General features: G+C 40.7%; 18 protein-coding genes. 12 read left to right on the top strand and 6 right to left on the bottom strand.

All coding sequences use genetic code 11. The features are described from left to right. Nucleotides 1–77: 77 nt before the first annotated feature. Together mtgA and ppk1 are read left to right on the top strand one after the other, a co-directional pair. On the top strand, nucleotides 78–752 hold the full coding sequence (mtgA, locus tag RR876_RS02200; protein ID WP_004694386.1) for a monofunctional biosynthetic peptidoglycan transglycosylase: 675 nt from the start codon (nucleotides 78–80) through the stop codon (nucleotides 750–752). A gap of 110 nt (nucleotides 753–862) precedes the next feature. Then, the gene (ppk1, locus tag RR876_RS02195; protein ID WP_332477469.1) at nucleotides 863–2,947 is read left to right on the top strand and encodes a polyphosphate kinase 1; all 2,085 of its coding nucleotides are present in this window, start codon (nucleotides 863–865) and stop codon (nucleotides 2,945–2,947) included. An 84-nt stretch (nucleotides 2,948–3,031) separates the two neighbouring features. Here the strand turns inward: ppk1 and oxyR are convergent, their stop codons facing one another. The 4 genes from oxyR to rubA form a co-directional block, all read right to left on the bottom strand. Further along, nucleotides 3,032–3,934, bottom strand: a complete 903-nt coding sequence (gene oxyR / locus RR876_RS02190; protein ID WP_004981021.1) for a LysR family transcriptional regulator OxyR — start codon at nucleotides 3,932–3,934, stop codon at nucleotides 3,032–3,034. A 13-nt stretch (nucleotides 3,935–3,947) separates the two neighbouring features. Next, entirely contained in the window at nucleotides 3,948–4,886 is a 939-nt protein-coding gene (locus RR876_RS02185; protein ID WP_004694383.1) for an alpha/beta hydrolase, read from the bottom strand. A 57-nt stretch (nucleotides 4,887–4,943) separates the two neighbouring features. Next, nucleotides 4,944–6,122 (bottom strand): FAD-dependent oxidoreductase, encoded by a 1,179-nt coding sequence (locus RR876_RS02180; RefSeq protein WP_332477470.1) that lies wholly within the window; start codon nucleotides 6,120–6,122, stop codon nucleotides 4,944–4,946. A 68-nt stretch (nucleotides 6,123–6,190) separates the two neighbouring features. Next, a complete protein-coding gene (rubA, locus tag RR876_RS02175) occupies nucleotides 6,191–6,355 on the bottom strand; it encodes a rubredoxin RubA (RefSeq protein ID WP_004694381.1) in 165 nt (54 codons plus the stop codon). Nucleotides 6,356–6,870: 515 nt separating this feature from the next. Here rubA and RR876_RS02170 point away from each other — a divergent pair. After that, nucleotides 6,871–7,413, top strand: a complete 543-nt coding sequence (locus RR876_RS02170) for an adenine phosphoribosyltransferase (RefSeq protein ID WP_332477471.1) — start codon at nucleotides 6,871–6,873, stop codon at nucleotides 7,411–7,413. A gap of 36 nt (nucleotides 7,414–7,449) precedes the next feature. Here the strand turns inward: RR876_RS02170 and RR876_RS02165 are convergent, their stop codons facing one another. Further along, nucleotides 7,450–7,956: a YqiA/YcfP family alpha/beta fold hydrolase gene (locus RR876_RS02165; protein WP_004981014.1), complete on the bottom strand. Its 507-nt coding sequence runs from the start codon at nucleotides 7,954–7,956 to the stop codon at nucleotides 7,450–7,452. 277 nt (nucleotides 7,957–8,233) lie between these two features. Here RR876_RS02165 and lysS point away from each other — a divergent pair, with 277 nt between their 5' ends. The 4 genes from lysS to RR876_RS02145 all read left to right on the top strand — a co-directional run bounded on the left by lysS (nucleotide 8,234) and on the right by RR876_RS02145 (nucleotide 13,348). Next, entirely contained in the window at nucleotides 8,234–9,760 is a 1,527-nt protein-coding gene (gene lysS, locus RR876_RS02160; RefSeq protein WP_332477472.1) for a lysine--tRNA ligase, read from the top strand. Between the two features lie 489 nt (nucleotides 9,761–10,249). Next, nucleotides 10,250–11,164 (top strand): sulfate adenylyltransferase subunit CysD, encoded by a 915-nt coding sequence (gene cysD / locus RR876_RS02155; RefSeq protein ID WP_004694369.1) that lies wholly within the window; start codon nucleotides 10,250–10,252, stop codon nucleotides 11,162–11,164. 151 nt (nucleotides 11,165–11,315) lie between these two features. Continuing rightward, entirely contained in the window at nucleotides 11,316–12,932 is a 1,617-nt protein-coding gene (gene cysN / locus RR876_RS02150) for a sulfate adenylyltransferase subunit CysN (RefSeq protein ID WP_332477473.1), read from the top strand. A gap of 143 nt (nucleotides 12,933–13,075) precedes the next feature. Further along, nucleotides 13,076–13,348, top strand: coding sequence for a hypothetical protein (locus RR876_RS02145; protein ID WP_332477474.1), 273 nt, complete (start codon nucleotides 13,076–13,078; stop codon nucleotides 13,346–13,348). Between the two features lie 119 nt (nucleotides 13,349–13,467). On the opposite strand, the gene RR876_RS02140 is transcribed toward RR876_RS02145, so the two are convergent. After that, nucleotides 13,468–14,631, bottom strand: a complete 1,164-nt coding sequence (locus RR876_RS02140) for a sterol desaturase family protein (protein WP_332477475.1) — start codon at nucleotides 14,629–14,631, stop codon at nucleotides 13,468–13,470. 242 nt (nucleotides 14,632–14,873) lie between these two features. On the opposite strand from RR876_RS02140, the gene RR876_RS02135 reads away from it, so the two are divergent. From RR876_RS02135 to RR876_RS02115, 5 genes are all read left to right on the top strand, one after another. Next, nucleotides 14,874–15,395, top strand: a complete 522-nt coding sequence (locus RR876_RS02135) for a PadR family transcriptional regulator (protein ID WP_332477476.1) — start codon at nucleotides 14,874–14,876, stop codon at nucleotides 15,393–15,395. 9 nt (nucleotides 15,396–15,404) lie between these two features. Continuing rightward, the gene (locus RR876_RS02130) at nucleotides 15,405–15,713 is read left to right on the top strand and encodes a DUF3861 domain-containing protein (protein WP_332477477.1); all 309 of its coding nucleotides are present in this window, start codon (nucleotides 15,405–15,407) and stop codon (nucleotides 15,711–15,713) included. A 22-nt stretch (nucleotides 15,714–15,735) separates the two neighbouring features. Continuing rightward, the gene (locus RR876_RS02125) at nucleotides 15,736–15,996 is read left to right on the top strand and encodes a DUF2798 domain-containing protein (protein WP_332477478.1); all 261 of its coding nucleotides are present in this window, start codon (nucleotides 15,736–15,738) and stop codon (nucleotides 15,994–15,996) included. Between the two features lie 218 nt (nucleotides 15,997–16,214). Then, nucleotides 16,215–17,207 (top strand): NAD(P)H-quinone oxidoreductase, encoded by a 993-nt coding sequence (locus tag RR876_RS02120; RefSeq protein WP_332477479.1) that lies wholly within the window; start codon nucleotides 16,215–16,217, stop codon nucleotides 17,205–17,207. Between the two features lie 233 nt (nucleotides 17,208–17,440). Further along, on the top strand, nucleotides 17,441–17,641 hold the full coding sequence (locus RR876_RS02115) for a hypothetical protein (protein ID WP_332477553.1): 201 nt from the start codon (nucleotides 17,441–17,443) through the stop codon (nucleotides 17,639–17,641). Nucleotides 17,642–17,664 lie beyond the last annotated feature (23 nt).

The following is a 17,664-nucleotide window of genomic DNA, read 5'->3' as shown; positions in this document are numbered from 1 at the left end:
GCTATTCTTGCTAAAATTTTGCTATATTTGCCCAAGCTTAGCATGAATAAAAATGATTTTTGGAGTAAGCCACTGGCATGAAAGCTTTTATTGTTCGTAGTTTGTTAGTCGTTGTCAGCTTCGTGCTTTTGGTACAGTTGTGGATTTTTGCAAGCCTAGCGTGGTGGCGTTACAAGCCAGTGGAAACCACTATGTTTATGCGGATTGATTATTGGTCTGAGCCATCTAAGCCTATTCAACATGAATGGCGTGATTATGACGAGATCAGTGAGTACATGAAAAAAGCCATTGTTGCGGCTGAAGACGGCAAATTTATGCAACATCATGGTTTTGACTGGGATGGGATTCAAGCGGCGCTCGAACGTAATAATGACACGGGCAAAGTGGTTGCGGGTGGTTCCACGATTTCTCAGCAGTTGGCCAAAAACTTATTTTTATATAACAAGCGTTCATTCATTCGTAAAGGTCAAGAGGCTGTTGCAACTTGGATGATGGAACGGATGTGGAGCAAAGAACGCATCTTAGAGGTATATCTGAACTCGGTGGAGTTTGGCGATAATATCTATGGCGTGGAAGCTGCAACCCAACACTACTTTGGTAAAAGTTCACGTAGCTTAAGCCGTGAGCAGGCAGTCTTTTTAGCGGCCATTTTACCCAATCCGAAATACTACCAAGACCATCAAAATGACCGTAAGTTGCAAAACCGTGAGCGCATGATTCGAAAGTATATGCGCTATAGCGATATCCCTTAATTTGATTGATGTGAAAAAGCCTAAATTTATGGGCTTTTTTTTATGAAATTGTCACAAAATTGAAGCATACTTATCATGATAAAACGCATTCAAATAATCAAAGGTTAGCTATGAATACGGCAGCAAGCACATCTCCGATACTACAACCTGAATACGCGTATAACGATCGCTATATTAACCGTGAGTTATCGATATTAGATTTCCATTTACGTGTATTGGAACAAGCCGTAGATCCTTTACATCCGCTGTTAGAACGGATGAATTTCTTACTGATTTTTTCACGTAACTTAGATGAGTTCTTTGAAATTCGTGTTGCGGGCGTCATGGAACAGTTGGATCTGGGTAATGAAAGCCGTAGCCCCGATGGCTTAACCCCACGCCAAGTCCTCGACCAAATTTCGCAAACCGCACATGCCGCAATTGAACGTCAGTATCGTATTCTCAATGATGAAATTCTGCCGAAACTACGTGAAGAAGACATTTGCTTCTTACGCCGTGGGGAACTGACACCTGCACAGTCTTCATGGGTGAAGAAATATTTCCAAGAACAGGTCGCACCTGTCTTAACACCGATTAGCCTTGACCCTGCGCACCCATTTCCGCGTTTAGTGAATAAAAGTCTCAACTTTATTGTGACTTTGGAAGGGAAAGACGCATTTGGTCGTCAGATTGATTTGGCTGTTGTGCCTGCACCACGTTCATTGCCACGTGTGGTTCGTCTACCTGATGAACTCACAGGTGGAAAAGAGCATCATGTGATGCTTTCAGCCATTATCCATGAGCATGTTTCTGACTTGTTCCCAGGGATGACAGCGACAGGCTGTTATCAGTTCCGTGTGACCCGTAATGCCGATTTGGCGCTCAATGAAGATGTGGAAGACTTAGCCAAAGCACTGAAAGGTGAGTTAAGTTCACGTCGTTTTGGACGAGCAGTACGTTTGGAAGTCACACAAAACTGTCCAGAACATATCTATAACTACTTGCTAGATGAGTTTGATCTGCATCAAGAGCAGTTGTATAAAGTCGAAGGGCCGGTGAACTTGGCGCGTTTATTGTCCAATTTTAAACGCCCACATCTACGGTATGACGCACATATTCCTGTTATTCCTAAAGTGTTGAAAAAGTCGGAAAGCATGTTCTCTGCAATGCAGAAACAGGACATTTTACTACATCATCCGTTTGAGTCTTTCGCACCTGTGATTAACTTGTTACGTGAAGCGGCACGTGACCCACAAGTGTTGGCGATTAAACAAACCCTATACCGTAGTGGTGCAGACTCTGAAATTGTACAAGTCCTAGCAGAAGCGGCGCGTAATGGGAAAGAAGTTACCGCGGTGATTGAGCTGCGTGCGCGTTTTGATGAAGAGTCAAATATCGAAGTGGCGAATGTGCTGCAAGAAGCGGGTGCAGTGGTTGTTTACGGCATTGTGGGCTATAAAACTCATGCCAAAATGATTCTTGTGGTACGTCGTGAAAATAATAAACTCGTTCGTTATGTGCACTTGGGAACGGGTAACTACCATGCGGGTAATGCACGAATTTATACCGACTATGGCTTGCTCACGACCGATAAAGAGTTGTGTGAAGATGTACACCGTATTTTCCAAGAATTGACAGGTATGGGGAAAATGGCGAAGCTGAAAAAGCTACTTCATGCGCCATTTACGCTCCATGCACAACTGATCAATTTTATTGATGATGAAATTGCCAATGCCAAAGCGGGCAAGAAAGCACAAATTATTGTGAAAGTGAATGCACTAACCGAAGTGCAACTGATCAATAAGCTGTATGAGGCATCACAAGCAGGTGTGCAAATTGATCTCATTATTCGTTCAATTTGTTGTCTACGCCCAGGTTTGCCAGGGCTTTCGGAAAACATTCGTGTACGTTCGATCGTGGGGCGTTTCTTAGAACATACCCGTGTTTTCTATTTTAGTAATAATGGCGATGCGCGTATTTATGGCTCAAGTGCCGATTGGATGGACCGAAATCTATTTAATCGTGTTGAGGCCTGTTTCCCAATTGAAGATCCTGCTTTGAAAAAACGTATTTATCAGCAAGGTTTGTTGACCTATTTGCAGGATAATCAACAATCTTGGTTACTACAGGGTGATGGAACTTGGCTTCGTGCGACGCCAGCTGAAGGCGAAACCGAGCATAATGCACAGCGTTATTTGTTAGATGTGATTAAATAATTTTAGGGGTGCTTGGGTCTAAAAAAGATTCAGGCACAAAAAAAGGAGTCATGTTTGACTCCTTTTTTATGCACAAAAATAAGCTTAGTGCAGATCTTGAGTAATTTTTTGCAGGATTTGTAATAGCACATCAAATTCGCTTTGTAGTGGGGTGCTTTTACGTGTCACCAAAGCCAAGATACGGCTTGGAGCAGCTTCAATTTGTTTGACCATCAAATCTGGATTCGCTTTAATCATATTGGTATGAATTGCGATTTCAGGTAATAAAGTAAAACCAAGATCAGCCGATACCATTTCCACAAGGGTCGGTAAAGAACTCGCTTTTAAACGATGGTCATTCTTACGTTCACCAATTGGGCAGGCACTTAGAGTGTGGTCACGTAAGCAGTGGCCTTCTTCAAGCAACATTAAGCGTGAAAGGTCTAAGTCATCCAGCGATTTGGCTTGGCTTGCGATATCTGATTTATTGCAGACCAAAAACAAACTTTCTTTTGCGACTTCAGCAACTTTTAAGCCACGTGTATCAAAAGGTAGAGCCAAAACGACCATGTCTAAATTGCCATGTTCGAGTTTTTCTACAATTTTCTCACTTTGCGCTTCGTGTAAATGCAGTTGAATTTTAGGGAGTTGCTTATGCACTTCATCTAACAATTGTGCCAGAATAAATGGCGCAATGGTTGGAATAACACCTAGATGTAAATCACCAGTTAAAGGCTCGCTCATTTCTCGGCTTAAACGCATCAGGTCTTGAGCATCTGCCAGTAGAACACGAGCACGAGCAACGACTTGCTCGCCTAGAGGAGTTAAGCGCACATTTTGGCGATCACGCTCTACAAGTACGCCACCGAGTAGGCGTTCAAGCTCCATAATCCCGCCCGACAAAGTCGATTGGGTTACAAATGAACGTCGTGCAGCTTCAGTAAAATGCAGCGTTTCTGACAGTGTAACGAGATATGACAGCTGTCTTAAGGATGGTAATGCAGCCATAGTGTCCTAATGATTATGATTTAAAGTGTTGTGCAAATAATTCGCTAAGATTTGGAATGAAGTGCGGTGGGATATCATGCCCCATTCCATCAATTAATTCAAATTTAGCGCCCATAATTGCCTTTGCAACGGCCTTTCCGTGACTAGGCGGGAGTAAACGATCTCGCGAACCGTGTACCACAAGGGTCGGTTGTTGAATCTGTTTGTCCAGTTGCAATAAAGAACCTGTACATAATATTGCTAAAAACTGTTGAAGTACACCCGCAGGGTAATAACTTCGGCGATATAATTTGCGAGAAGTCTGAATTGACTCGATTGGATTGTGATAATCAGGCGAGCCAATGATCTTAAATACTTTCAAAGAGTGGCTCACAATTCCTTCTTCATCGGTCGATTCAGGTCGACCAATTAGACTAAAGAGTTGCTTTGGAAAAGGCGGTGGCAGTAAAGGTTGGTTGTTACTGGTGAACATCAGGCCGAGCTTTTTGACCTTCTGTGGATGACGCGCTGCTAGAATTTGCCCAATCATACCACCCATGGATGCACCAATCACATAACTTTCATCTAAACCTAAACGGTCTAAAAGCAGTGCCACATCGTCAGCCATGTCATATAAGTCATAAGGTGCACCACGGTTATCTAAACCTAAAGCAAAACGACCCATCAGTTTGAGGGTGTTTAAGCGTGGACCTTGATGTTTAATTTTTGAAGATAAACCAATATCTCGGTTATCAAAGCGAATGATACGAAAACCTTGATCAATCAGAGATTTACAGAAGAAATCAGGCCAAAATAACAGCTGTGCTCCTAAGCCCATGATTAAAACAATGGTCGGATGATGGTCTTCGCCACCGATTTCGACATGGAGTTCAATACCATTGCCTAAGTCGACTTTGGTTTCGCGCATGAAAGAGGTATAGGGTGAAAGATTATATTGGAGTGCGCTATTCATTATTGTAATCCTCACATAAAGGACATCTATTGTTATAAATGTCCTTTTATTTAAACTCTAAACCTGTGCTGGAATCAAGTCTGGAACCAGTTTTGTTAATGCTAAACGTTGTTTCGCTGCGGTTGCACCGAGCAGTACGAAGCCGCGAAGTGTACCTTGACTGTCTAGGGCTTTGGCAATCATGCCATCGTCTAATTCGTCAGTTTCCCAGTTCACCTCTGCATCGATTGGCGCAGGCAAAACAGTGAGCGGCGCAGCAGGAGTTTTTACTGCTACAGGCATAGCAGGGTAATGCACCGCAGTGATCTCGCCATTTAAGGTTTTGGCTAAAGCGCGTGCTTGCTGCATGATCGGCATGACATAAGGCAGCAAGAGTCCGTTCACTTCAGCACAATCTCCTACAGCGTAGATATGCGGCTGATTGGTCTCGAGTTGTGCATTGGTCAAAATCCCACGGCTGGTTTGAATATCTGCTTCTTTTGCCAGAGAAATGCTCGGTTGTAAGCCAATTGCAGATAAGACTACATCTGCAACTAAAGATTGACCATTGGCCAAGGTCACAACGTAGTCACCATTTTCAATTTTAGACACTTTTTCAACTGTGGTGCCAAGGACAAAATGAATACCCGTTGCTTCAAGGTTTTCTTTAAAAGCATTTGAAACATGCGCTGGCAATAAACGGCCCAAAGGCTGGTTTGCCAAGTCGATGACGGTAGCTTGATGGCCTGTATGTTGTAAATCATTGGCAAATTCGCAGCCGATGAGACCTGCACCTAAAATGACTACACGCTTGTCTGCACGTTTTTCAAGTTCTGCACGGAAGGCTTTATAGTCGTCTAGATTGTTTACAACTTGAATGTCATTGCTTCCATCGCCCGCAATGGCTAAGCGAATTGGGTTTGCACCTACCGCTAAAACTAATTGAGAGTAGGGCTGTGTAGATTCAGCACCATCTTTAACAAGAGTTAACTGCTGTTGTTCAGCATGAATCTCTTTCACCCAAGTATGCGTGGCAATTTGCATTTTCAGTTGCGTTGCCATTTTCTCTGCATCACCCAAAGCAATTTGTTCAGGTGCTTTGTTAGCAACAAAGGCATTGGACAAAGTTGGTTTTGCGTAGTTAGTCGCATCATCTGCACATAGCATAAGCAGCTCTTGTTCAGGGTTCAGCTTGCGAAATTCACGTGCTACAGCATAGCCTGCCATACCTGAGCCAATGATGACGATGGGATGCATAAGGTTCTCCAGAGATTATTTTAAAGACGTAAAAAAAGACCATGCTGCATGGTCTTTAACACTATGAATTAGATTTCAACCATTTCAAAATCGATTTTTGACACGCCGCAATCTGGGCAAGTCCAATCGTCAGGGATATCGTCCCATTTTGTTCCCGCCACGATGCCATCTTGTGGCCAACCTTCTGCTTCGTCATAAATCCATCCACAAACGATGCATTGATACTTCTTCATTTGACTCTCCAAAACGCTGAACAAGAAAGGGTTCAGCAAAATAATCCATTACGCAAGCTGCTATTCATTTGAGTGGTTAGCATACTTCGCTAATCTAAATTTTTACGCAGTTCTAATACGAATGTAAAGTAAATATCGGAGTTTAATGATTGAATCTATCGGCTAAAAGCGATGATCAGGACAAAACGTATCATTTAAAACCAGATCGTATTTTGCAAAAGTGTGCAAGATATAGATGATTGCATGTCAAAAAGATGTGTTTTTTCAATCGGCTAGTCTTTTAAAATCCTTAAAAATATAGACTATGGTCGTGATGCAAATGTAGAATTAAATTGCTATTTTAACATTGGGTGAATCTATACCTAATATTTATTAAAAAAATGATTTAATTAAAAACAATAGCTTACACAAATACTTGGGTTGTTCAGTCGGCTGCATAGCCAGTGCTTGACTGTTTTTTTAACAGATAAAGCTGTAAAATTCATCTATTCCTTTTCAAATTTTATTGATCTCCTATGAACAACTTGTCTACAACGTTGTGGTCGCACATTCGTACGGTCCAAGATTTTCCAAAACCTGGGATTTGCTTCTTCGATTTAACACCATTGTTTATGAGCAATATTGAGCCTTTAACCGACGCGTTAATTGCAAGTATTCCTGCTGAGCAGTTGGCGGAAGTAGACAGTTTTGTTGCTGTAGAAGCGCGTGGTTTTGTCCTTGCGAGCTTATTGGCACAACGCTTAGGTAAAGGTTTATTGTTGGTGCGTAAAGCAGGCAAGCTGCCACCACCAGTGGTGGGTGTGGGTTATAGTTTGGAATATGGATTAGACCGCTTAGAAATGGCAGCCAATACCCCGTCGCAAAAAGTGATTATTGTGGATGATGTTTTAGCGACAGGTGGGACATTAAAAGCCGTTAATCAGCTGGTGGCAAAATGTAATCATGAAGTGCTCGGTGCTAGTATTTTTCTTGATTTGCCTGATTTGCATGCTGACTTAGGTTTACAGATTTGGTCAGTGTTAGATGACAAATCGAAACCAGAATCTGTTGCTGCATAAGCACATTAAAAAGCCTTGGCATATCCAAGGCTTTTTTTATTTATATAAATATTGTTGTTCTAGATGTTCAATCAGTTGATTAATATTTTCAGGTTTAAGTAGTCGGTGATGTCCACCTTCAACCGCTTGAATCAACATATAATTTTCTAAAATTTCCTGTGCTGCATACATATCAATTAATTCATCTCCCAGCTCCAAGTAGGCCACTTGCGGTACATTGTGGTCTAAGTCAGTCTCATTAATACTCGGGTAATCATCACGAAAGTCAGGGGCTAAGCGTGGGTTGGCAATCACACATGGAATTTGATGTAGCAGCGACATTTTTAATGCCCAATATGCACCAATACAATGTCCAACAATAATCTCAGGTTTTATTTTTTCAATAATATCGTCGTAGAAGCTGGCTACGGTAGAAAAATTGAGATAGCGATAATCGATATCGATACAAAATTTCTGCTTTGCATCAATGGCATGGAACTTAGTGGACTCACGTGAGGAGTCTAATCCATGCAAAAACAAAATTTTAGATTCGCATCTGCTCATGATTTATCATTCAATTAAAAAACTAAATTATTTTATGAGTGGAGAAAAGTTTACTTTTCCACGATTTATAATGTCCATTGTAGAGGGATTGATCGTGAAATGAAGTTAGCTTTTGGTCTAAGAAATAGACAGACCTTTTATAGGGTGGGCGTCTAAGCTCTGAAATAAACAGGATGTATACTTTTTTATATACCGCGTGGTTTTTGATGATGCTCATTCGTCTGGAATTCTGCTATGCTATGCAACTTCCGTTTTTTAATACATATACGAGGCAGAGATGACGCAACAAAACGCTCAATCGACTTCTGAACAAGCCATTTCCGAAAACGATTTAATTGCACAGCGTCATGCCAAGTTAAAGCAGATTGAAGATCAAGCCAAACAAACGGGCACTAGCCCATGGCCAAACACGTTTAAACGTGAACATTATGCGCAAGACTTACAAGATCAATTTGCAGACAAAAGCAAAGAAGAAATTGAAGCAGCAGAGCGTGTTTATGTGTCTGTAGCGGGGCGTGTGATGTTGAACCGCGGTTCATTCATCGTGATCCAAGATATGACGGGTCGTATCCAGTTATATGTGGCGCGTAAAGAATTAGCACCAGAAACCTTAGAAACTATTAAGAGTTTAGATCTTGGCGATATTATCGCGGTGAAAGGTTATATTGGTCGTTCAGGTAAGGGTGACCTTTATGTGCATATCGAACATTTTGAGCTTTTAACCAAGTCGCTTCGTCCACTTCCAGATAAATTCCATGGTCTAAATGACACTGAAGTTAAATATCGTAAGCGTTATCTTGACCTGATTGTGAACGAAGAAACACGTAAGACTTTTGAAATCCGTGCCAAAGTGGTTTCAGGCATTCGTGCGTTCTTAACTGAACAGCGCTTCATGGAAGTAGAAACACCTATGATGCATGTGATTCCAGGTGGAGCGTCAGCGCGTCCATTTGAAACGCATCATAATGCTTTGGATATGCCACTTTTCTTACGTATCGCGCCTGAGCTTTACTTAAAACGTTTGGTGGTCGGTGGTTTTGAGCGTGTGTTTGAAATTAACCGTAACTTCCGTAACGAAGGTGTTTCGACGCGTCACAACCCAGAATTCACTATGATTGAATTCTATCAAGCTTATGCAGACTATAAAGACTTGATGGAACTTACCGAAAACATGCTTGAACGCTTAGCGCTGGACATCTTGGGTTCAACTGATGTGCCTTATGGTGAAGAGGTGTATAGCTTCAAAGGGCCATTCAAGAAAATCTCGATGTTTGATGCCATTCTTGCGCACAATCCACAGTTCACGCCTGAAAATGTCAATGACCGTGAATTCTTGGCAAAATTTGTACAAGAAGAACTGAAAGAACAGGTGAAACCAGGTTTTGGTTTGGGCAAACTTCAAACCATCGTATTTGAAGAAACTGTTGAAACTCAGCTACGTCAACCGACTTTCATTACAGAATATCCAGCTGAAACTTCGCCATTGGCACGTCGTAATGATCATAACCCACACATTACGGACCGTTTTGAGTTCTTTATTGGTGGCCGTGAACTTGCGAATGGTTTCTCAGAGTTGAATGACCCGATTGACCAAGCTGAACGTTTCCAAGCTCAGGTTTCAGAAAAAGATGCAGGTGATGATGAAGCAATGCACTACGATGCAGACTTTGTTGAAGCACTTGAGTACGGCTTGCCGCCGACAGCGGGTGAGGGTATTGGCATTGATCGTTTAGTCATGTTATTCGCTAATGCAGCAAGTATTCGTGATGTGATTCTGTTCCCACACATGCGTCATAAAAACTAAGTTTGATATGAACATAAAAAGCCCGCATTTATTGCGGGCTTTTTATGTTTTACGAATTAATCTCGAAATAATTGGAATCCAAACTTTTGGATATCATGTTTATATATAAAACAAACAAGATGGCCTGCATAGAGTTTGTTTTTTAGTCTTCTAGGTTGAGAGTTTGGTAAGTCACATACATAGAATCTAAATGAAACCGACTTTAGGGATTTGTAAATGTATTGCCAAGCAGAAACATAGATGAAAACTCGAAGCATGGAAGGGTGAACAGGCTGAATACTTTGAATGAAGTTGATGTAATATTTGAGTTTATTTAGGGATTTATGATTGTTGAATAAAACTTATAGATCTTATCAATTTTGTTTTATATGAGGTTTTTGCATATAAATATAATAAAACAAGCAATAGTGTGTATAACTAAATCTTTATAATGAATATATATTTTTAAAAGTGTAATAAGTACACGATTTTTGTGAGTTGGTGCTGTCAATGTCATTAAATGAGGAAAGACTTACTCATCTTAAACAGCTTGAAGCTGAGAGTATTCATATTATCCGCGAAGTAGCTGCTGAGTTTGAAAACCCAGTGATGCTTTATTCTATTGGTAAGGATTCAGCAGTGATGCTGCATCTGGCGCTCAAAGCGTTCTATCCTGCCAAACTTCCATTTCCGCTTCTACATGTAGATACGGGCTGGAAATTTAAAGACATGATTGCTTTCCGCGACAACATGGCAAAAACCCATGGCTTTGATTTGATCGTACATCAAAACAAAGAAGGGAAAGATGCGGGCATTAACCCATTTGACCATGGTAGCTCAAAATATACCGACATCATGAAAACTCAAGGCTTAAAGCAAGCACTTGATAAATACGGTTTTGATGCGGCATTTGGTGGTGCACGTCGTGATGAAGAAAAATCACGTGCGAAAGAACGTGTCTATTCATTCCGTGACTCGAAACACCGTTGGGACCCGAAAAACCAACGTCCTGAGCTTTGGAATCTTTACAACGGTAAAGTGAACAAAGGTGAAAGTATTCGTGTATTCCCACTATCAAACTGGACTGAGCTTGATATTTGGCAATATATCTACTTGGAAAGCATTCCATTGGTTCCACTTTATTTAGCTGCAGAACGTCCTGTGGTTGAGCGTAGTGGCACCCTGATTATGGTTGATGATGAACGTATGCCTTTAAAAGAAGGTGAAGTTCCACAAATGAAATCGGTACGCTTCCGTACACTTGGTTGTTACCCACTTACGGGTGCAGTTGAGTCAACGGCAAATACCTTGCCTGAAATTATCCAAGAAATGTTGCTTGCAACCAGCTCTGAACGTCAAGGTCGTATGATTGATCATGATGAAGCGGGCTCAATGGAGAAGAAAAAGCAAGAAGGTTATTTCTAACTGTTTATAAATCTCTCCCGACCTCTCTTTTTCTCAGAGAGGGGAAAAGCCCTTCTTTTGTAAAGGGGAAAGTCTCCCTTAACAAAGAGAGATTTAGAGGGGTTACAGAGATTAAAAACCGATTTCTAAAGAATATGTGGAGTTTTGAGCAATGTCTCATCAATCAGAACTGATTAGCCAAGATATCTTGGGCTATCTAAAACAACATGAAAATAAAGACCTATTGCGTTTTTTGACTTGCGGTAATGTCGATGATGGTAAGTCAACTTTAATTGGTCGTTTGCTTTACGATTCAAAATTGATTTATGAAGATCAATTGCAAGCGGTGACTCGTGACTCTAAAAAAGTTGGTACAACAGGCGATGCACCTGACTTGGCACTCCTTGTCGATGGTCTACAAGCTGAACGTGAGCAGGGTATTACCATTGATGTTGCTTATCGTTATTTCTCAACTGAAAAGCGTAAGTTCATCATTGCCGATACACCGGGACATGAGCAATACACGCGGAACATGGCCACTGGTGCGTCGACTTGTGATCTTGCGATTATTTTGATTGATGCACGTTATGGTGTACAAACTCAGACACGTCGTCATACTTATATTGCAAGCTTACTTGGCATTAAGAACATTATTGTTGCGATTAACAAAATGGACTTAGTTGAATTTTCTGAAGCGCGCTTTAATGAAATTCAGACGGAGTATGCAGGTTTTGTGGCGCAATTGGGTGACCGTAAGCCAAACAACATTATCTTTACGCCTATTTCAGCATTGAATGGTGATAACGTTGTCAATAAATCACCAAATACGCCATGGTACACAGGCGAAACTTTGATGGGTACGCTTGAGTCTGTGGAAATTAACCGCAGTTCGGTGACTAACGATTTCCGTTTCCCTGTGCAATATGTAAACCGTCCAAACCTCGACTTCCGTGGTTTCTGTGGCACGGTTGCGTTGGGTGATGTATCGGTAGGTGACAAAATCGTGGCTTTACCATCAGGTAAGTCATCGACCATCAAAGAAATTGTCACTTATGATGGTAATTTAGAGCGTGCTGTTGCAGGTCAAGCGGTAACCTTGACTCTGAATGACGAAATTGATATTTCGCGTGGTAACGTGCTTGTACGTGCGGATCAAGCTGCGCCAGAAATTTCACGTTCGGTCAATGCCACTGTGGTCTGGATGGCAGATCAACCGCTGGTGATTGGTAAGTTGTATAACTTAAAAGTAGGTACGCAAACTGTTCCTGCAAAAGTCACTGCAATTAACTACCGTACCAATGTCAATACATTGGAAAAGGTACAAGTCGATAGCCTTGAGCTGAACGCCATTGCTAATGTCACCGTTGAGTTTGATGCGCCTGTCGTATTTGATCGTTACCAAGACAGTCGTTATACAGGTTCGTTTATCTTTATCGATCGTTTAAATAACGTGACGATTGGTGCAGGGATGGTGGAAGAGTCTGTGGAATGGTCTGCACACAGCAACCCTGTCACAGCAGAAGACCGTGCTGCACGTTTAGGTCAAAAACCTGCTGCGGTAACTGTATCTGTGAAAGCACTTGAAAATGCACAAGTACTTGAAAACTTGTTAATTCAACAAGGTGTGGTTGCGATAGCGAAAACTGGTTTAACGGCAGATCAGGTGGCGCTAGTACGTGAAACAGGTGTGGTTGTTGTGACTGATCTTGTCGGCGGTACAGATGTCGCATTCACTCAAGATGCGGTTGAAGAGCTAGCTGATAAAATTGTGGAATTGGTTCGTCTATAAGAGATTGAGCTGATTTGAAGGAACCCACCCTAAGGTGGGTTTTTTTAATTCTATGTTAGGTGTTTAAATATTATTCAAATAAATAATGTGATATTTCAATAAAAATTCAGTGCTATAGAATGCCTCTTTTATAGAGGGGCATTATGAAAAAAATATTATTATTTATTGGTTTAACTTTAACTTTTGGTGTTGATGCCAAACAGGCCACGCAAAGTGATGAAGCGATTAAGCAGAAAATTATTCAACAATCGATACAAGCGTATTCTGGGAATTGTCCTTGTCCTTACAATACTGCAAGAAATGGAAGTCGGTGTGGTAAACGGAGTGCTTACAATCGAGTCGGTGGTGCTGCGCCACTTTGTTATCCAGAAGACGTGAGTGATCGTATGGTCAAAGAGTTTAAAGGGCGAGCGTAATTTAAGTTCGATTTACAAGGCTTGGAAAATGAAAGAAAACCTGCGGAGATACAGGTTTTCTATTTTGGTGAGGGATTAGACAAGCTTCAATTATTGAGATTGTTAATTGATTGGTTTGGTTAGGAAGTCTCATTATCTTTGTTTAAGCGCTTTTTCAGTTTATTCACATAACGTTTAAATGGCCAAGTAAACTGCTTCACAAAACTGTTTGGAATTTTATAGCCGACTGTGCCATATACACTGGCCAAATGATTAGGCATATAAATCGATTTAAAAATCACGTCATAAAGTGGAATAAAGGCTGCATAATTTTTATCAATCGCTGGCTTCTCAGAAGAATGATGCCAGTGATGAAATTCAGGTGTTGCGATTAGCCAGCGCAGATAGGGAAAGCGGAAACGTACATTGGAGTGAATAAAAATGGCATGGAAAGAAATAAAGACCAAATAAGCAAACACTGCAGACGTATGAAAGCCTAACAAGAAAATTGGTAAGGTTGCGATAAAACGGGTCATTAACACTTCAACGATGTGTAAGCGTGAAGAGGCTAGCCAGTCCATTTGTTCGGTTGAATGGTGAATGGCATGAAAGCGCCATAAAAAGTTCACTTCATGCATCGCACGGTGTAACCAATAGGTGGTGAAGTCCACCACAATTAATAACTCAATAAACTGAAACCAAATTGGCTGCGCCTGTACATAAGGCACAATCGGGTTGTTGGGAATGTGCGTGATCCAATACTGAATAGGCATGACCGTTAAAAACGAAAAAAGCTGAATGCCAATATGGCTAAACATGAAATATTTCATGTCTGTGACCCAGCCAACGCGCAGAATTTTCTGTTCAGTGTTCTTTGCAAAGAATCCTTCAAGTGGTATGAAAACTAAAGCAAGGATGATTAAGGTAATAACGAAATAATCAAAACCTGCATAAAAGGGTAGGGCAGGCAATGTCGGTGCTTTGATCAGTCCACAGCCTAAAATAGCTGCTAAAATGGTGATACACAAACCATAAAAACCATATTTATTCTGTTTAATGATCGCACTATAGGTACCAAAGCCAGCACTGATTACAATGCCAAACAGTAAGGTATAGTAGAAAACATCATAGTGTTTGCTATATAGCGGGCGTAGCTCTGGTGTGGTAAGCACAGTGGGAAATAAAAAACATAAAGCAGCAAAAATACCCAAAAAGCCTAAGGAAACAGAAAGAAATGCACTGATCTTGCCTTGCCCAGCATTGAGTTGTAGGTTTTCAAATTTTTTTCTAAGTTGATCTGTCATTTTAATTTAATTCTGAATTTTAGGAGTTTTGTCAAAGTTCACTTGAGGATGTGAGCATGCAAACATAGGTTAAATTTTAACGGTATTGCAACTGTTCAGCAATCTTATCTAAAAATATCAATTAATCCTTCACGTTTATCCATTTGATTTTAAATTTTGATGTTCTATTTCAGGACTTGAGGTTGCAATCATTAAAAAAATAACTAAGATATATCTTAATAATTTAAAGTTGTATCTTGTGTATGTCTAAAGCACAAAAAGTTGAACCCTTTACTGATTTGGAAATAGTGCCAGTGTTACGTAAACAGCGCCTATTTGAAGCGGGTCAGATGAAAATTTTAGCCTTACATCTCATTTCATTCGCGCCTAAATATGGCTATGACCTTATTAAAGAGGTGGGTGAAATTGTGGGAGGGGGTTATTGCCCAAGTGCAGGAACGATCTATCCAACCTTGAATTATTTGGAAGAGCAACAGTTTGTTCAGGTCGCGTTAGATGGCGCTGAACGCAAGCAATACCGGATAACAACCTTGGGTTTGAAGCATCTTGAGGCTGAGCAAGCAAGTGTGGAAAAGATTTTATCTCGTTTTGATACGCGTAAAAAAATTCAAAATAATGAACAATATCTTGATATTAAACGTGCGATGGAAAACCTCAAAGCTTCCTTAAAGCTCAAGATACAACACAGTGAGCTGAGCGCTGAACAAATTCGTGCTATTGCAGAACAAATCGATCAAGCAGCAGTGAATGTTGCACGTGTCTAGGAAAACAGAATGAAACAACATACTTATGAAGTCACACTCAAACACATTGCAGATGCTCAAGGCAACCCGTCGACCTATACCGATACTTTGAGTTTCAACACTTATAACCATGACGATATTTTTAAAGTGTTAGATGCGATTCAAAACAGTCAAATGCTGGATGATGAAGCAGCGAAATCATTTGCTGTTGGTTTAAAGCTCTTTAGTGAGGTGATGCTAGAGCATAAAAACCTTCCGCTCTTTAAAGATTTTATGCCACATTTTGGGCAGTTTATGAAAGCTTTAAAACAAACCGTTAAAGCGCAAAGCCAAAGCTAATTTTTATTTACTCAGGTCGATTATGTTCAACACGCTCCCAAAAATTCATATCAAACACTTAAATTGGTTAACGCCTTTATTGCTTTCAGGTCTAATGAGTGGTTCTATTTCTGGTTTTAACTTACTGCTAAATAAAGGCCTAGTGCATAATTTCTTCCATCTTTGGCTCAAAAGCTGGAGCTTATCTTGGTTGATTGCATTTCCTCTGATTATGGTGTTTTTGCCTTTGGTTCGTAAATTTCTAATGCAGTTTGTGTCTTTGCCTGATCAGCCACGCAACTGAATACCTGTGTTTTTCATCTGGCCCTAATCGTTCTAAGTAATGTTTGAGAGGGATGTTAAGTGCAGTCGCAGCTTGCTTTTTTATCAATGATCAGCGCTATCACGCAGCAAAATAGTCTTCAGACTATACATAAGTACGGTGTTCTTCATTTCAATTTATTTCTATGATCAAATAGGTCTATGAAACTTGAAAAATATCGTAAGAGTTAGGAATAAATCATGTCACAAGAAACGATGCAACAGGTCATTATTACAGAGCCAGGTGGTGTGGATAAGCTGGCATATGAAACAGTGACTATCCCTGAAGCAAAAGAAGATGAGGTCTTGGTTAAGGTACATGCGTTTGGTATTAACCGTCCAGATATTTTACAGCGTCAAGGTTTATATCCAATGCCGCCTGGGGTAACACAAGTACCAGGGCTTGAGGTTGCAGGTGAGGTCGTTGCAGTTGGAGCAGAAGTTACGCAGTTTAAATTGGGCGATAAAGTTTGTGGTTTGACCAATGGTGGTGGTTATGCGGAGTATTGCGTGGTTCCACAAAGTCAAACTTTACATATTCCAGAAAATGTAAGCTTTGTGGAAGCGGCGGCTATTCCCGAAACTTTTTTCACAGTCTGGGCGAATGTGTTCCAAATGGGTAAAGCCAAAGCAGGGGAAGTGGTGTTAATACATGGTGGAACCAGTGGTATTGGCACCACCGCACTCATGCTATGTAAAGCATTAGGTATTAAAACCTTTGCAACCGTAGGCAGCGATGAAAAAGTACAAGCCATTGCGAATTTGACAGATGCCATCAATTATAAAACACAAGACTTTGAACACGAGATCTATGAAAAAACGGAAAATGCTGGTGTTGATGTCATTTTAGATATGGTGGGTGCACCGTATTTAGAAAAGAATTTGAACTTGCTCCGCCGCGATGGACGTTTGGTTTATATTGCCTTTTTAGGTGGTGCAAAAGCCAAAGAGGTTAAGTTGGGGCAAATTATGATGAAGCGCTTAACCATCACAGGCTCGACCATGCGTGCACGAAATACGACTGAGAAAGCTGAGATTGCACAAGGTTTACAAGATCATGTAGCACCGCTATGGGCCAAAGGCGAGTGCTTGCCAATGATTTATCGAACTTTTGAGTTCGATCAGATTCAAGCAGCGCATGCGTGCATGGACACGGGTGAGCACGTGGGTAAAGTTGTGGTAAAAATTCTGTAATATTTCTATCGTATAAGAAGTAGAGCTGACGTCATGTTGGCTTTTCTTTTGTCTAAAAGTTTTCCAAACAATAAAAATAATGTACTGAAAACAGAAAATAATTTCACAAAGATTAAAAAATGACAACTGTTCGACACAACCTGTCAAAACTGCGGTGTAAATTTGCAACTAAATTTAAACCTGACAAATTTACGTGGTTTTAAATGAAAAATAAAACAGAAAAGAGGGTTGTCATGAAAATTGTCTCGACATCATATACACATGCACATGGTTTCCGTGCGCTTAAGCGCTTGCATAAGGCGGTTATCTATAATAGTGTTTTACCTGATGAGGTACATAAGCTATATAAAGCCTTGATTCATTTTGAGCGTTATATAGAGCGTTTAGCGCATCAGAAAACTGCAGTAAAGAAGAAGAAATCTAACAAACATTGATCACTTTTTTTGATAAAAACATG

It is taken from the genome of Acinetobacter sp., from assembly GCF_036666595.1.
In the GTDB taxonomy this organism is placed as follows: Bacteria; Pseudomonadota; Gammaproteobacteria; order Pseudomonadales; family Moraxellaceae; genus Acinetobacter.
This window is presented reverse-complemented; position numbering and strand designations above follow the sequence as displayed.

What these genes read in the sequence shown, in the direction of transcription:
- cysN (WP_332477473.1), top strand. Translation starts at nt 11,316, where the DNA reads ATGTCTCATCAATCAGAACTGATTAGCCAAGATATCTTGGGCTATCTA.
- RR876_RS02145 (WP_332477474.1), top strand. Translation starts at nt 13,076, where the DNA reads ATGAAAAAAATATTATTATTTATTGGTTTAACTTTAACTTTTGGTGTT.
- mtgA (WP_004694386.1), top strand. Translation starts at nt 78, where the DNA reads ATGAAAGCTTTTATTGTTCGTAGTTTGTTAGTCGTTGTCAGCTTCGTG.
- RR876_RS02180 (WP_332477470.1), bottom strand. Translation starts at nt 6,122, where the DNA reads ATGCATCCCATCGTCATCATTGGCTCAGGTATGGCAGGCTATGCTGTA.
- ppk1 (WP_332477469.1), top strand. Translation starts at nt 863, where the DNA reads ATGAATACGGCAGCAAGCACATCTCCGATACTACAACCTGAATACGCG.
- oxyR (WP_004981021.1), bottom strand. Translation starts at nt 3,934, where the DNA reads ATGGCTGCATTACCATCCTTAAGACAGCTGTCATATCTCGTTACACTG.
- lysS (WP_332477472.1), top strand. Translation starts at nt 8,234, where the DNA reads ATGACGCAACAAAACGCTCAATCGACTTCTGAACAAGCCATTTCCGAA.
- cysD (WP_004694369.1), top strand. Translation starts at nt 10,250, where the DNA reads ATGTCATTAAATGAGGAAAGACTTACTCATCTTAAACAGCTTGAAGCT.
- RR876_RS02170 (WP_332477471.1), top strand. Translation starts at nt 6,871, where the DNA reads ATGAACAACTTGTCTACAACGTTGTGGTCGCACATTCGTACGGTCCAA.
- RR876_RS02115 (WP_332477553.1), top strand. Translation starts at nt 17,441, where the DNA reads ATGAAAATTGTCTCGACATCATATACACATGCACATGGTTTCCGTGCG.
- RR876_RS02135 (WP_332477476.1), top strand. Translation starts at nt 14,874, where the DNA reads ATGTCTAAAGCACAAAAAGTTGAACCCTTTACTGATTTGGAAATAGTG.
- RR876_RS02125 (WP_332477478.1), top strand. Translation starts at nt 15,736, where the DNA reads ATGTTCAACACGCTCCCAAAAATTCATATCAAACACTTAAATTGGTTA.
- RR876_RS02140 (WP_332477475.1), bottom strand. Translation starts at nt 14,631, where the DNA reads ATGACAGATCAACTTAGAAAAAAATTTGAAAACCTACAACTCAATGCT.
- RR876_RS02130 (WP_332477477.1), top strand. Translation starts at nt 15,405, where the DNA reads ATGAAACAACATACTTATGAAGTCACACTCAAACACATTGCAGATGCT.
- RR876_RS02120 (WP_332477479.1), top strand. Translation starts at nt 16,215, where the DNA reads ATGTCACAAGAAACGATGCAACAGGTCATTATTACAGAGCCAGGTGGT.
- rubA (WP_004694381.1), bottom strand. Translation starts at nt 6,355, where the DNA reads ATGAAGAAGTATCAATGCATCGTTTGTGGATGGATTTATGACGAAGCA.
- RR876_RS02165 (WP_004981014.1), bottom strand. Translation starts at nt 7,956, where the DNA reads ATGAGCAGATGCGAATCTAAAATTTTGTTTTTGCATGGATTAGACTCC.
- RR876_RS02185 (WP_004694383.1), bottom strand. Translation starts at nt 4,886, where the DNA reads ATGAATAGCGCACTCCAATATAATCTTTCACCCTATACCTCTTTCATG.